This is a genomic window from Rossellomorea marisflavi (assembly GCF_022170785.1).
Lineage (GTDB): Bacteria > Bacillota > Bacilli > Bacillales > Bacillaceae_B > Rossellomorea > Rossellomorea marisflavi_B.
Genome location: NZ_CP081870.1, coordinates 3,166,082 through 3,178,694 on the forward strand (window position 1 = coordinate 3,166,082; position 12,613 = coordinate 3,178,694).

18 protein-coding genes are annotated in these 12,613 nt (G+C 49.9%); 8 read left to right on the top strand and 10 right to left on the bottom strand.

Annotated elements, in window-relative coordinates:
* Nucleotides 1-51: 51 nt before the first annotated feature.
* Both K6T23_RS16500 and K6T23_RS16505 read left to right on the top strand, forming a co-directional pair.
* On the top strand, nucleotides 52-819 hold the full coding sequence (locus tag K6T23_RS16500) for an ABC transporter ATP-binding protein (RefSeq protein WP_238281810.1): 768 nt from the start codon (nucleotides 52-54) through the stop codon (nucleotides 817-819).
* Entirely contained in the window at nucleotides 809-1,606 is a 798-nt protein-coding gene (locus K6T23_RS16505; RefSeq protein WP_238281812.1) for an ABC transporter permease, read from the top strand. The genes K6T23_RS16500 and K6T23_RS16505 overlap by 11 nt, the downstream gene beginning before the upstream one ends.
* On the opposite strand, the gene ytkD is transcribed toward K6T23_RS16505, so the two are convergent.
* The 3 genes from ytkD to K6T23_RS16520 form a co-directional block, all read right to left on the bottom strand.
* Nucleotides 1,593-2,054 (bottom strand): RNA deprotection pyrophosphohydrolase, encoded by a 462-nt coding sequence (ytkD, locus tag K6T23_RS16510; RefSeq protein ID WP_238281814.1) that lies wholly within the window; start codon nucleotides 2,052-2,054, stop codon nucleotides 1,593-1,595. The two genes, K6T23_RS16505 and ytkD, sit on opposite strands and share 14 nt — an antisense overlap.
* 92 nt (nucleotides 2,055-2,146) lie before the next feature.
* Nucleotides 2,147-2,470, bottom strand: coding sequence for a hydrolase (locus K6T23_RS16515; RefSeq protein ID WP_079516666.1), 324 nt, complete (start codon nucleotides 2,468-2,470; stop codon nucleotides 2,147-2,149).
* Nucleotides 2,471-2,527: 57 nt separating this feature from the next.
* Complete coding sequence (locus K6T23_RS16520; RefSeq protein ID WP_235563489.1) at nucleotides 2,528-2,917, bottom strand: phage holin family protein; 390 nt, start codon at nucleotides 2,915-2,917, stop codon at nucleotides 2,528-2,530.
* A 205-nt stretch (nucleotides 2,918-3,122) separates the two neighbouring features.
* On the opposite strand from K6T23_RS16520, the gene K6T23_RS16525 reads away from it, so the two are divergent.
* Nucleotides 3,123-3,368 (top strand): DUF6154 family protein, encoded by a 246-nt coding sequence (locus K6T23_RS16525; protein ID WP_238281816.1) that lies wholly within the window; start codon nucleotides 3,123-3,125, stop codon nucleotides 3,366-3,368.
* A 49-nt stretch (nucleotides 3,369-3,417) separates the two neighbouring features.
* Here the strand turns inward: K6T23_RS16525 and K6T23_RS16530 are convergent, their stop codons facing one another.
* Both K6T23_RS16530 and K6T23_RS16535 read right to left on the bottom strand, forming a co-directional pair.
* Nucleotides 3,418-4,716: a hemolysin family protein gene (locus K6T23_RS16530; RefSeq protein ID WP_238281819.1), complete on the bottom strand. Its 1,299-nt coding sequence runs from the start codon at nucleotides 4,714-4,716 to the stop codon at nucleotides 3,418-3,420.
* 95 nt (nucleotides 4,717-4,811) lie between these two features.
* A complete protein-coding gene (locus K6T23_RS16535; RefSeq protein ID WP_148986091.1) occupies nucleotides 4,812-4,985 on the bottom strand; it encodes a putative motility protein in 174 nt (57 codons plus the stop codon).
* A 149-nt stretch (nucleotides 4,986-5,134) separates the two neighbouring features.
* Here K6T23_RS16535 and ytzI point away from each other — a divergent pair, with 149 nt between their 5' ends.
* Nucleotides 5,135-5,320 carry a YtzI protein gene (gene ytzI / locus K6T23_RS16540; RefSeq protein ID WP_238281821.1) on the top strand — a complete coding sequence of 62 codons (186 nt, stop codon included), beginning with the start codon at nucleotides 5,135-5,137 and terminating at the stop codon, nucleotides 5,318-5,320.
* A gap of 47 nt (nucleotides 5,321-5,367) precedes the next feature.
* Here the strand turns inward: ytzI and K6T23_RS16545 are convergent, their stop codons facing one another.
* Nucleotides 5,368-5,841, bottom strand: coding sequence for an S-ribosylhomocysteine lyase (locus tag K6T23_RS16545; protein ID WP_048007366.1), 474 nt, complete (start codon nucleotides 5,839-5,841; stop codon nucleotides 5,368-5,370).
* Between the two features lie 190 nt (nucleotides 5,842-6,031).
* Between K6T23_RS16545 and yidD the strand changes: the two genes are divergently transcribed.
* From yidD to K6T23_RS16565, 4 genes are all read left to right on the top strand, one after another.
* Nucleotides 6,032-6,274 (top strand): membrane protein insertion efficiency factor YidD, encoded by a 243-nt coding sequence (gene yidD / locus K6T23_RS16550; RefSeq protein ID WP_056538326.1) that lies wholly within the window; start codon nucleotides 6,032-6,034, stop codon nucleotides 6,272-6,274.
* Between the two features lie 147 nt (nucleotides 6,275-6,421).
* Nucleotides 6,422-7,399 carry a metal ABC transporter solute-binding protein, Zn/Mn family gene (locus K6T23_RS16555; RefSeq protein WP_309300063.1) on the top strand — a complete coding sequence of 326 codons (978 nt, stop codon included), beginning with the start codon at nucleotides 6,422-6,424 and terminating at the stop codon, nucleotides 7,397-7,399.
* Between the two features lie 110 nt (nucleotides 7,400-7,509).
* Entirely contained in the window at nucleotides 7,510-8,868 is a 1,359-nt protein-coding gene (locus tag K6T23_RS16560; RefSeq protein ID WP_056534748.1) for a cytochrome ubiquinol oxidase subunit I, read from the top strand.
* A 14-nt stretch (nucleotides 8,869-8,882) separates the two neighbouring features.
* A complete protein-coding gene (locus K6T23_RS16565; protein WP_056534747.1) occupies nucleotides 8,883-9,914 on the top strand; it encodes a cytochrome d ubiquinol oxidase subunit II in 1,032 nt (343 codons plus the stop codon).
* 205 nt (nucleotides 9,915-10,119) lie between these two features.
* Here K6T23_RS16565 and K6T23_RS16570 read toward each other — a convergent pair whose 3' ends face one another.
* The 4 genes from K6T23_RS16570 to K6T23_RS16585 form a co-directional block, all read right to left on the bottom strand.
* The gene (locus K6T23_RS16570; protein WP_238281823.1) at nucleotides 10,120-10,680 is read right to left on the bottom strand and encodes a 2'-5' RNA ligase family protein; all 561 of its coding nucleotides are present in this window, start codon (nucleotides 10,678-10,680) and stop codon (nucleotides 10,120-10,122) included.
* Nucleotides 10,680-11,198 (bottom strand): mycothiol transferase, encoded by a 519-nt coding sequence (locus K6T23_RS16575; protein WP_079516672.1) that lies wholly within the window; start codon nucleotides 11,196-11,198, stop codon nucleotides 10,680-10,682. The genes K6T23_RS16570 and K6T23_RS16575 overlap by 1 nt, the downstream gene beginning before the upstream one ends.
* Nucleotides 11,199-11,215: 17 nt before the next feature.
* A complete protein-coding gene (locus tag K6T23_RS16580) occupies nucleotides 11,216-11,992 on the bottom strand; it encodes an SDR family oxidoreductase (protein WP_238281825.1) in 777 nt (258 codons plus the stop codon).
* 172 nt (nucleotides 11,993-12,164) lie between these two features.
* The gene (locus K6T23_RS16585) at nucleotides 12,165-12,608 is read right to left on the bottom strand and encodes an NUDIX domain-containing protein (protein ID WP_238281827.1); all 444 of its coding nucleotides are present in this window, start codon (nucleotides 12,606-12,608) and stop codon (nucleotides 12,165-12,167) included.
* Nucleotides 12,609-12,613 lie beyond the last annotated feature (5 nt).

The window sequence follows — 12,613 nt, forward strand, 5'->3', positions numbered from 1 at the left end:
GGCTGACGGATGAGTCAGCCCTTCTTACGTATCAGACAGGAGGGTTCACTGTTGAGTTTTTTATCGTTGGATTCCATCAGCCATACGTACTTTTCCTTGAAATCAGCCAATTCCGCCATCGAGGATATTTCCCTTCATGTGGATGAAGGTGAGTTCATTTCGTTCATCGGACCGAGCGGGTGCGGCAAGACCACCCTCCTTTCCATCATCGCGGGCCTCATGGATCCCACAGAAGGATCCGTGAACCTTGAAGGGCGCCCCATTTCCGAAAGAAGGGACCTGACCGGATACATGCTCCAACAGGACTATCTCTTCCCGTGGAAGACGATCGAGGAGAATATTCTGATCGGTCTGTCCATCAAGGGCACCGTTACCCCCGAGAAAAGGAAAGAGGCCTCTGCCCTTTTGAAGGAAATGGGCCTTGAAGGGGTGCAAAACCTCTATCCAAGGGAATTGTCTGGAGGGATGCGGCAGCGGGCCGCCCTGATCAGGACGCTGATCACTGAACCGAGGCTCCTTCTCCTCGATGAACCCTTCTCCGCCCTCGATTACCAGACGAAACTGAAGCTTGAAGATCTCGTCTTTACTACATTGAAGTCATTCGGGAAGACGGCGATCCTCGTTACCCATGACATCGGCGAAGCGATTGCCATGAGCGACCGCATCTATCTGTTCGCAGCCAAACCCGGACGGATCCATGCGACCTTCGAGGTTCCGGCCGGGTTGCGCGGGCAAACACCGTTTGATGTCAGGAATCACGATGATTACCCTGCATTTTTCCAAATGATATGGAAGGAGCTTGAAAGCCTTGACGCGTGATACGCATCAAAAACACAAGGAGTATATTCAGAGCCTGAAAAAAGAAAAACGCCTGGTATGGCTTTACCAAGGCTTGATCTTCATTGTATTCTTCGGGGCATGGGAAGCGGCGAGCCGGCAGTCCTGGATCGACCCGCTCATCTTCAGCTCCCCGACGAAAATATGGAATCTGTTCATGGAGAAACTTTCAGATGGAAGTCTCATCACCAACTTATCCGTGACCCTCGGGGAGACCGTAATCGGCTTCATACTCGGGACGCTGCTCGGGACACTCCTCGCCGCCCTTTTATGGTGGTCTCCATTCCTCTCGAAGGTCCTGGATCCTTATCTTGTAATCCTGAACGCCATGCCGAAGGTGGCACTGGGTCCGATCCTCATCGTCGGGCTCGGACCGGGCTTTACATCGATCATCGCCATGGGGACGATCATTTCCGTCATCATCACGACGATCGTTGTGTACACTTCCTTCCGGGAAGTCGACCCCAATTACCTGAAGGTGATGCACACATTCAGTGCAAAGCGCAGCCGCACGTTCAAGGAAGTGATCCTTCCTTCCTCCTTCCCTACCATCATCTCGACTTTGAAGGTGAACGTCGGACTATCATGGGTGGGTGTCATTGTAGGGGAATTCCTCGTATCGGCCAAGGGACTTGGCTATATGATCATTTATGGATTCCAGGTGTTCAACTTCACCCTTGTCCTCATGTCCCTTCTCGTGATCGCCATATGCGCCACCCTTATGTACAAAGTCGTTGAACTCATCGAAAAAAAGCTTATCCGTTCGTGACCTTCTTCAGTGCCAATTCAATGACACGGTCCTTCATGATGAAACTGAACGATGGGTCATCCTGTATCCCGGTCCAGTCTCCGTTCCACAGGAAGATCCCATCCGTTTCAAGATAGTCCTCCTTGTCGATGATCTCCGTTACTTCCCCGAAAAAGATCGTCTTCACGAACGGGGCGTCGCCATGCACCTTGTATTCCCCGATGAAGGCCGGTTCCGTGATGACAGCCCCCGTTTCTTCATACGTCTCCCGTATGGCCGCTTCCTCCAGGGATTCTCCATCTTCCCTCTTACCTCCTGGGAATTCGAGGCCTCTCCTTTTATGACGGGTGAACACCCAGTCTTCCCCATGCCTGCAAATGACGAGGACATGCCCGGATTCCGGGGAAAAGGCATCTCGCCTGTATGAAAAGTGGACGTCCAGTCCGTTCGCATCCTTGAATTGTTCCATTATGCTTCACCTCATTCTTTCTTTCATTATAACCACAAATAAAAAGGACCGGTCCACCATAAAAGCTCTGGTGGACCGGTTTCATGTTAAGGTCAGTCGGAGGATTTGAGAATTCCCATGCTTTCGATGAAGGTGCGGGCTTCTTCATCCCCCAATCGATGTAGGGTCTCATATACGCGATGAAGATTTTCATCGTACGCATCATTTTCCCGGTCGAAGTGATATTGGACATAGGGTACGTGAGCGCGGTAAAAATTCTGCCAGCTCACCGAATGGTTGGAGTCGAAGATCTCACGCAGCCCGATGATTTCTTCATCTGTAGCAGAGATCTTGAAGTTCCACGGGGAATCCGTCGAGCTCCTTGAGATCTCACCAGTCGCGACTTCAATGTAATAATCATTCCGTTCTTCCTGCAAGCGGTCCACCCCTTTTCATCTTCCTATCCTCATTTTCCTCAATATCACATTTTCTATTCATTTCCCTCTCTTTTTCAGGACTTCCACTGCTTTCTTCAAAAATTCCGGGACAGGTACCCCTGCACGTCCGACATTTTCAATGATGGAAATCATTTCGTTGCATATATAGAAAATGATGGTCGCATTACGAATAAAGTACTGATCTGACAATATAGTATCTAATAAGTGCGCGACGGTCACCAAGGCAAAAATCAGGACCTTCCGGGCAATCCCCTTGAGACCGAATCTGCTCGATAGTTTCCCTTCTATGGCACCTGCGATGACGCCGGTGAAATAATCGAGGATGACCACGGCAACCAGAAAGGTCAGCAAGGGGTTCCATTCACCAAATAACTGAATGATGTAGGCCCCCATTCCCGAGCCTGCCACCAATAATACTCTTTCCAAACGTAAGCATCTCCTTTCCATAAACCTTGCTTCCATATGCATCAAGAACCGGCACTCCGGCTCATATCCATTGATCATGGGAATGGAGCAAAATGATTAGTTTTTATCGGGGGTGGGTAATGACAAAAATAGAGTTGTCCCCACATAATATGTGGAGTAATTGAGAAGGATTCGTGATAGAATGAACATAAGGGAGGTGAAGCGCATGAAGCTGATCGAAGAGATTTATGAAATGTACCGCGGCAGGATTAAAGGTACCGATGAAGATTTGGATCTTATTGCCCTTACCATCCTTGAAGACACCTCACGGGAAGAACTTCTTGAGATGCTGAATGAGCTGGAAACCAGGGAACTGGAATACTTCTTCCGTTTATACATATTTGAAACCTTGAAGGAAAGATGGTCCAAAGGGACAGGACGCGAGCCTGCCGGGAACAAGAGCTATCATTAAGGTGAAAAGGCAAAGAAGCTGACCCCCGGAGGTCAGCTTCTTTGCCTTTTCATTCATCCTCGGGCAAGGTGATCAACACCCGATTGATTCTCTTTTCGTCCACTTCGAGTACTTTGAAGGTGATCCGCTCAAACTCCACTGCCGCACCCGGTTCGGGGATCTCGCCAAGCTCGCTGATGATGAAGCCGCTCACTGTATCAAATTCCCCGCTCGGAAGATCGGTCTCGAGGATCCGTTCAGCGTCATGAAGATTCGTCGTCCCCTCGAATTCATAGACCCTCTCATCGATCTGCTCATACCCCTCTTCTTCATCATCATACTCATCATAAATATCTCCGACGATTTCCTCTAAGAGATCTTCCAACGTCACGATCCCGGCCGTGCCGCCGAATTCATCCAGCACGACGGCCAAATGGACTTTGTTCAACTGCAGGTCCTGGAACAGTTCATCGGTCATCCTCGATTCCGGGACAAAATAAGGAGAACGGCTCACCCGTTTCAGATCGAAGTCTTCCTTTACCCCCGTCTCCATATACTGAAGGATATCCTTCACATGAAGCACGCCCGTGATATGATCGATATCTTCTTCATATACAGGAAAGCGCGTGAACTTCTCCTGATTGACGAAATGGACCACTTCCTCGAAGTCGGCATCGGCCGACAGGGCCGTCACGTTGGTGCGGTGGACCATGATCATGGAAACAGTTGTATTATCAAACTCAAATATATTGTTGATCATGGTCTTCTCTGTATCCTGGATGGTCCCCCGCTCCTTGCCCACATCCACCATCATGCGGATTTCTTCCTCGGTGACCTCTTCATCATGTGCATCAGGGTCGATCCCGAATAATCGCAGGATGCCGTTCGTCGACAGCGTCAAGAGCTTCACAAATGGATACGTCAAGGCAGACAGGATCGACAGCGGCCTCGCCACGAACATGGAGATCGGCTCCGGGCGCTGCATGGCGATGCGCTTCGGCACAAGTTCTCCGATCACAAGGGTGAAGTAGGACAGGATGATCGTGATGATCACGACAGACACGGTTTCAAGGATCCTCTGGGAAAGGGGGACTCCCCAGTCATGAAGCAGATCTGCCATCCTTCCCGCAAAGCTTCCTGCAGCGAATGCGCTCGCTAGGAAACCTGCAAGGGTGATGCCCACCTGGATGGTGGCGAGGAAACGGCTCGGCTCCGCAAGCAGGTTCACGAGCAGCCCCGCTTTTTTATCCCCCTGCTCTGCAAGCAGTTTGATCTTCGTATCATTCATGGATATGAGGGCGATTTCAGAAGCGGCAAAAAAGGCATTCAGGATCATCAGGATGAGCAGGAATAAAAGGTCGATTGACAATCTGGGTTCCTCCGATCTCTAGTGGATTTACCCGTTAGTATGTACTCTTTCCCTCAGCCTACAACAAAAAAAACGCCTGGATACCCAGACGCTCCCTACCCTTTCTGATCGATCACGGTGCCTTTATGAGGGTGTGATGCTTCTTTCATGTCCTGAAGCATGACGACCGCCTGTGCTGCCTGGGTGGCCATCTGAGTCTTCATAAGGCTGAGACTCACCGTATGCTGCAGCTCTGCTACTTGACGCGACATGATGGACGATAGGTTCATGAAAACAACCTCCTTTGCATACGTTAAGCATACCAAATGGATTTTTCCTAAAAAAGTCAAAATGGAAAAATAGTCATAAAGTTGTTGATTATTCATCTATATTGAAGCGCTTTCTATGATAAACTAGCGAAAAAAGGAGGGGTGTCATTATGTCAGTGACTTTAGTGCTGATCATTTCCATCGCCATCTGCATCCTCGTGATTTTCATCAGTGCCCTCACGACATCAAAGGCCTATACATCCGTCAAACATACCGTGGATCCCATTGAAAACAATCCGCATCTTGAGCATATGGAAAAGGAAGACGATCAAAAGAAGGAAGAGCCGAAAACATGACGCTCCTCCCCATATAAAAACCCCGGCATCCGCCGGGGTTTCGTGTTTTACGCAAATACCTGTTTAAGATCTTCCTTGCTTTGACCCAACCAGAATTTCATAAGTTTTTTCGCTCCATCGAGATCATGAAGCTTCGCCTGGCCGCATTGTTTTTCATTGGCTGCAGGAATTTCCTCGATCGTGATGGCGTCTTCCATCGTAGCATGAAGAAGATCAATGATCTCTTCCACAGTCGGCTCTCCGCTCACCACGAGGTAATAGCCGGTTTGGCATCCCATCGGGGAAATGTCGATGATATCGAAGTGTTTATATGGCTCAGCATATTCACGGATGGTGAAGGCGAGAAGATGCTCAAGAGTATGGATCGTATCCGGCTTCATGGCCTGTTTATTCGGCTGACAGAAACGGATGTCAAACTTATTCACAAGTCCGTCGCTCCCCACTTTGTGAACGCCGCAGTGGCGGACGTAAGGTGCTTTTACTGCATTATGGTCCAATTCAAAGCTTTCTACTGAAGGCATTGATTCATCACTCCTATTTTGGATTCTTCATCAGTATACCGTAAATTCAAAGTTATTTCATCAACTTAATCCGGATTAACCATCGATCCCTTCTTGTTTTCCCGGATCAATCCGTCCTAAACAAACTTTTTTGGCAGGGAAGATCTTTCTGCTATAGTAAAGGAAACTGAACCCGGAAGGACCACGCATGATGAAACGATTACTTCTCATCTTATTCAAGATCTATCAAAAAGTCATCTCACCACTGAAGCCTCCCACCTGTCGCTTTTACCCGACCTGTTCCCACTACGGCATCACGGCCGTGAGTCGGTTCGGTGCCTTGAAGGGCGGATACCTCACCGTCAGGCGCATCGTGAAATGCCACCCCTTCCATCCGGGCGGCATCGATGAAGTACCCGAGGAATGGCCCCCCGAGAAGGATCATGTCCACTAGGCATGGTCTTTTTTCTTGACGCGAATGAGTAGGCAGCAAGTGCGGGCATACTGAGTAGAAAATAATACTTGCGCTTCTGGAAGAACGATAGTAAAATAACCAATGTGCTAAATCGTAATCATTACACTTTATATAGGAGGTTCTCTTTTGAAGTATATTCGTAAAAGTTGGCTCATTGCCCTTGTGCTCATTTTATCCGCTTGCGGTGCTTCATCTTCGGATGGAGATGGAAAGAAAAAAGATGTTCTGGAGGTACATACCACGGTGTATCCCCTTGAGGACTTCACCAAACGGATCGGCGGGGATCACGTAAAAGTAGAGAGTGTTTATCCACCTGGATCTGATGAACATTCCTATGAACCATCTCAAAAGGATATGATCGACATGGCCGATGGGGATGTATTCTTTTATATCGGACTGGGACTGGAAGGCTTCGTAGATAAATCCAAATCCATCCTTGAAAACGAAGACGTAAAAGTCGTGGCAACAAGCGAAGGAATCGACCTCGAATCCCATGAGGGGCACGATCACGATGCCCATGAAGAGGGAGAAGATCATGAAGAGGAAGGGCACGACCACGGTGATGACGGTCATCACCACGGAGATACGGACCCACATATCTGGCTCGATCCCGTATACGCCCAGCAGATCGCTCAAAACATTGCGGATACCCTCTCTGCCGAAATGCCTGAGCATAAAGATGAGTTCCAGGCGAATCTCAAAGATCTTGACGCAGATTTGAAAAAGCTCGATGAAGACTTCCACGAAATGGCGGATGCCGCTCCGAAGAAGACCTTCTTCGTTTCACATGCGGCCTATAACTACTGGGCCGAGCGCTATGGACTGAACCAAAAATCGATCGCCGGCTTGAACACTTCTGATGAACCTTCCCAAAAAGAGCTGAAAGCCATCATCGATCAAGGAAAGAAAGAAAACATCCAATACATCATGTTCGAACAGAATGTATCGTCCCGCCTGACAGAGGTCGTCCAGAAGGAGCTGGGTGCAGAAGCCCTGACGCTTCATAATCTCGCCGTTCTGACCCCTGAAGATGAGAAGAACAACGAAGACTATTTCTCCTTGATGAACCGGAACATCGATACGCTCAAAAAAGCATTGAACTGACATAAGCGGCCTCGTGCCGCTTTTTTTGTTGTGCGAGCCTCCGATTTTTCCATGCATATTCCCTTTCCATTTCGTGGACAATAAGGAAAACATGCAAGGGAGACATACATATGGATGAATTAGTGATTGCAAGGTCCATGTTCGGTACGACCATGGCCTTTCATATTATCTTTGCAACACTTGGCGTCGGGATCCCTCTGATGATCCTGATCTCCGAAATCGTGTACCAACGGACCAATGATCTTGATTATCAGATCATGGCCAAAAGATGGACGAAGGCATTCGCCGTTCTTCTTGGCGTCGGGATTCCCACCGGTACCATTGCCGGGGTCCAGCTTTCCCTATTATGGCCTGGCTTCATGGAAGTCATCGGGCGGGTCATGGCCCTCCCGTTCCAAATCGAAATCTATGCGTTCTTCATTGAAGCCCTGTTCATGAGTATCTATGTTTACGCGGCGAACCGGATCGCACCGTGGATGAGGATCGTCAGTCTCGTCCTTGTTTGTATAGGTGGTCTTGCCTCCGCCGTCCTGATCACCAATGTCCATGCGTTCGAAGGGACGCCTGCAGGTTTCGAGATGATCAATGGAGAGATCCGGAACGTTGAACCTTGGAAAGCATTCTTCAACCCGAGTTTCTTCGTCACAGCAGGTCATGTCGCTCTATCAGCCTATGTGGTCGGTTCATTCACGATTGCTTCTGTATCGGCATTCAAAATGCTTCGTAACCCGTTTGGATCCAGGGTGTATAAGTTTCACCAAAAATCCCTGATGATTTGTCTGGCCGTCGGGGGAGTCTTTGCATTGCTCACCGCTCTGAACGGTCATGAGTCAGCTCAAAAGCTGCATGAATATCAGCCTGAAAAACTCGCTGCAGCCGAAGGACTATTCGAAACCCAGGATCACGCCCCCCTTTCCATCGGTGGCTTCACCGATCGTGAAAACCAGGAAGTGAAATGGGGGATTGAGGTCCCGTGGGCACTGAGCTTTCTTGCCGGTAATAGCTTTGATACCGAAGTCATCGGACTGAATGATTTTCCAGAAGAATACTGGCCACCTTTATTCGTCCACACCCTTTTCAACGCAATGGTCGGAATCGGTTCCCTTCTCATCGTCATCGCCCTTGGAGCTTTTGCATGGAAGAAATGGCTGAAGAAGGACCGCTTCCCGAAATGGATGATGTGGATATTCGTGGCGGGAGGCCCGTTGTCGATCCTTGCCATCGAATTCGGTTGGATCTTCGCTTGTACCGGCCGCCAGCCCTGGACCATCTACCGGATCCTGAGTACAGAGGACTCCGTCACGACAACGGGTAATCTCGCCGTGCTGTTCGGACTATTCATCACGATCTATGCGATCCTCGCCGTATCCGTGGTGCTTGTGCTCCTTTACTACTTCAAACGGAACCCGCCTGAAAAGGATATCCAAAAAGCCGAGAGCAAACAGAAAGACATTCCATTATCCACTTGATCGGAGGTACACTCATGACCCAATCACTCATAGCCATCATCATACTCTGGGGATTCGTCTTCATCTACGCCGTCATGGCCACGATGGACTTTGGTGCCGGATTCTGGTCGATGCTCTATATCAATAATGAAAAAACAAAGGCGACGAATATCGCCAACCGCTATCTGTCTCCGACCTGGGAAGTGACCAATACGTTCATCGTCGCCCTGGTCGTGGCTGTCTACAGCATGTTCCCAGGCGCCGCCTACTCCCTCGGGACGGTCCTCCTAGTCCCCGGGAGCCTGATCCTCCTGCTCTTGGCCATACGAAGCGCCTTCCTGGTGTTCTCTCATGTGGCGGACGACTACTACAAACCGCTGACGTACATCACCGGGATCACCGGAATTCTGATCCCGGGTCTGATCATCAGCGTGCTGCCGATTTCCCACGGCTCGTACATTGACTTCGACAACGGGCAGGAGCTGGATTTAGGGAAACTTTTCACCAGCCCGCATGAATTTGCCTTTTTCGGCTTTGCCGTCGCCAGCACCCTGTTCCTTTCATCCCTGCTTCTTGCCGACTACTCCAAAACGTCGAAGGAGTACGAAGCTTTCAAGGTCTACCGCAGGGATGCCATGATCATCGGCCCGATCTCCGTCCTCATGGCCTTTTTGATCATGTGGACCATGAAATCCGAAGCGGCCTGGCTCTATGACCGGATGCTTGAGGATCGTAACCTGCTCCTCATTTCCCTTCTCGGGTTTGTGATCGCAGGAGCCGCCCTTTTCCTCCCTACCAATAAGGAAGGAATGAAGGGGATGCCCCGCGTAGCCGTCATTGCGGTCATCTGTCAATATGTCATCGCGAGCTACGTCTACGGCAAGGCCCATCTTCCGTATATCATCTATCCGGAAGTGACCGTCCAATCAGGCTTCACAGATCCCGACTCCTTCAGGGCCGTCTTCTTCACCTACATCGCAGGATTTGTCATCTTGTTCCCAGGTTTCGTCTACTTCTGGAGCTTGTTCATGAATGATAAGCGCTACTTGCGGCAAAAAGAAGACTGAATCAAAAAAGGTATTAATGTCGAAGATGATATGTGTAGGTTTTTCATACCGCTCATGATTTCCGTGCAAGACTTCGCTTTCCGCAGGAGTCTTCATCTTGCACTCCAATCAACCGCTAGAAACAATATAAATAGTTATGGAACACAATTAAAAACCCGAATTCACTTGCCTGGTCGTAGGCAAATGTATTCGGGTTTTACTATGGCTAAACCACTTTTGTCCCAGCGGTTTGTTCTCCAAAGGATACGGTGGCAATCTCCGGTGCTTCCCCCTGCACCCTCAGATCAAGGAGGGAAAGGCCCGCGATCGTCCCTTGAGGGATTTCCCGATCCTTTACAAGCTGAAATGCCTTCAGCTGCTCGTCGGGCGAAAGGCGGTTGGCAATCGTACAGTGGGGGATCCAGCTCCCGGGGCGATAAAGGGAAGATTCATTCCCATCAGGGAGCAGGAATTGTCTGTGAAAATCGCGATGAAGAGCGGTCAATTCTTCTGAAAGTACAGGAGAATAATAAAGGATCCCGGTACGGATGAAAGAGCCGATGCTCGCAAGCCTTACCTCAATCGGTGAATGATCGTGGTAATGATGAACGAAATCTTCAGAGAACCTTACCGGATCCAGCTCTGGAAAGTCTCCCAGAGTGATATGGGGGCGCCTGTCTCTTACTTGTGACGCATAGGCGCTGATCCCCTTTTCCTTCAGCTCATCCCACACCTCGATGATTGCCCTCTCCAGTTCGGGATTGAAGACGGCGACGACCGCGTACATCAGTTAGCCTCCATTTTCTTGAGCTGTTTGACGATCAAACGGATCTGGCCGCGGTGATTAAGCTCATCTTCAAACACGTGGAACCACTTGAAATAGTGATTGGCCGGATGATCCCAGCCAAATGGGGATTGCCTGTCGAGCCACTCATCCCCGACCCCTGCGAATAATTCCAGCGTCCGCTTGCGCACTTCGGCCAGACGGTCCACATAAAAAGCAACCTCATTTTCTTCAATCACCATGAGATCAAGCCCCGATTCAAGGCGGCTCCATTCTTCATCTTTCAAGTCCCTGTCACCGAACGTCATGATCTGAAAGGCTTCTTCCACACTGGCCATATGGAGGAGAAGCATACCGATTGTATTGTCGCAGCCTTCGACCTTTGTATCGAGCTGCTTCACTGTCAACCCTTCCACTTCCCGAAGCGTGGTGTACCTTGTGTATTCCAACATGGAAACCAGCCTGCCAACCTCGGATTCGAACGGTTCAACCGTTTCAATGATATATCTTCTTTCAGCCATATCGTAACGATCCCTTTCTATTTCCCTAAAAATCCACCTTCGGAGCGGAGCACCTGCCCCGTCACCCACCTGGAATCCTCAGAAGCAAGGAAGCGGATCAGGCTCGCTGCATCTTCCGGTGTCCCGATGCGCCCAGATGGAAAGAGAGGAAGGAGCTTCTCCCTGATCTCATCGGTGATCCATCCGGAATCGGTCGGGCCGGGATCAACACTGTTCACCGTGATCCCCACCGGTGCAAGTGCTGTAGCCAGGGGCTCCGTTATGGCTGCAAGCATCCCTTTGGTAGCCGTATAGGCAAGATTATGAGGGTCCGGGCCCTTCGACACCATGAATACGATGCGCCCGTCCTCTGCTTCCTCATAGACCTCTTCGAAACGCCTGGCAAACTCCACCGACAGCATGATCGTCCCACGGTTGTTCACCTGAAAATGCATCTCAAGCGTCTCCATCGTCATCGTCCTGAAATCAGTCGGCGACTCATAAGTGGCATTATTGATCAGCACCTTGGGGAAGCCCAGGCTCTGTGTGGCGGCTCCCAAAATGAAGGCCGGTGCGTCCTGTTTGCTCAGATCCGCTTCCATATGAGCGGCCCGCACGCCAAGGGCTTCCAACTCCCTTGCAAAGGCAGAAGGAAAATCTTCTTCTTTTCCGCATCCATCTTCCTCGTCATATGCACCCCAATGCGTAAAGAAGATGTCCATCCCGTCCCTTGCAAGGATCCGGCAGATGGCTGCTCCTATTCCTTTATCGCGGCTCACTCCGGTGACGAGGGCAATCGATGATGATTCCTTCATGTCTACCCCTCCTTTTCAACTCTACTCTAGACATGCGCATGAGATCACGGAAGCCTAAGTTTCCGAAAATTACGACAGGTGTCTATTTTATCATAATGTCGCACTCCCCGGTGTGAAAAACAGGATTTTCCCTTTGTACAAGAAAAGCAGATCATCGCTGATCTGCTCCCCATCAATTGATATCGCCCACATACACCCCGGAGCGATGTCCTTTTATGTATTCCCCCAGTGCTTTTGGGTAAATTCGCAAACCGTCCCACTCATCGAGGCTCACCCATTCAATCCCCACTTGATGGCTGTCGGGATTCGTCGGCTCGTAGCCCTCTTCACCGAGGAGATGACATTCAAAGTAGAACTCCACCTGTTGAAATCCTGCATCGAAGGCATGCTCATGGTTTTTTCCGATATATTCCCTCACATGCTTCAAAGGACCGACCCTTACTGTGCTGCCGATCTCTTCTTGGCATTCGCGGACGACGGCCTCTTCCAGTGTTTCCCCTTTTTCCTGTCCTCCACCGGGGAAAAGATAGAAGAATCCTTCTTCATCCTGATTTTTTGTGAGCAGGACCGCCCCTTCCTTCATGAACAGGGCCTTGGCTGAATTGCGTATACTCATTTTCC

Bases quoted from the DNA above. Each gene is read 5' to 3' on its own strand.
- ytkD (WP_238281814.1), bottom strand. From the start codon at position 2,054: ATGGAACAATTCAAGGATGCGAACGGACTGGACGTCCACTTTTCATAC.
- K6T23_RS16525 (WP_238281816.1), top strand. From the start codon at position 3,123: ATGAAGCTGATCGAAGAGATTTATGAAATGTACCGCGGCAGGATTAAA.
- K6T23_RS16535 (WP_148986091.1), bottom strand. From the start codon at position 4,985: ATGAACCTATCGTCCATCATGTCGCGTCAAGTAGCAGAGCTGCAGCAT.
- ytzI (WP_238281821.1), top strand. From the start codon at position 5,135: ATGTCAGTGACTTTAGTGCTGATCATTTCCATCGCCATCTGCATCCTC.
- K6T23_RS16545 (WP_048007366.1), bottom strand. From the start codon at position 5,841: ATGCCTTCAGTAGAAAGCTTTGAATTGGACCATAATGCAGTAAAAGCA.
- yidD (WP_056538326.1), top strand. From the start codon at position 6,032: ATGAAACGATTACTTCTCATCTTATTCAAGATCTATCAAAAAGTCATC.
- K6T23_RS16560 (WP_056534748.1), top strand. From the start codon at position 7,510: ATGGATGAATTAGTGATTGCAAGGTCCATGTTCGGTACGACCATGGCC.
- K6T23_RS16565 (WP_056534747.1), top strand. From the start codon at position 8,883: ATGACCCAATCACTCATAGCCATCATCATACTCTGGGGATTCGTCTTC.
- K6T23_RS16570 (WP_238281823.1), bottom strand. From the start codon at position 10,680: ATGTACGCGGTCGTCGCCGTCTTCAATCCCGAACTGGAGAGGGCAATC.
- K6T23_RS16575 (WP_079516672.1), bottom strand. From the start codon at position 11,198: ATGGCTGAAAGAAGATATATCATTGAAACGGTTGAACCGTTCGAATCC.
- K6T23_RS16580 (WP_238281825.1), bottom strand. From the start codon at position 11,992: ATGAAGGAATCATCATCGATTGCCCTCGTCACCGGAGTGAGCCGCGAT.
- K6T23_RS16585 (WP_238281827.1), bottom strand. From the start codon at position 12,608: ATGAGTATACGCAATTCAGCCAAGGCCCTGTTCATGAAGGAAGGGGCG.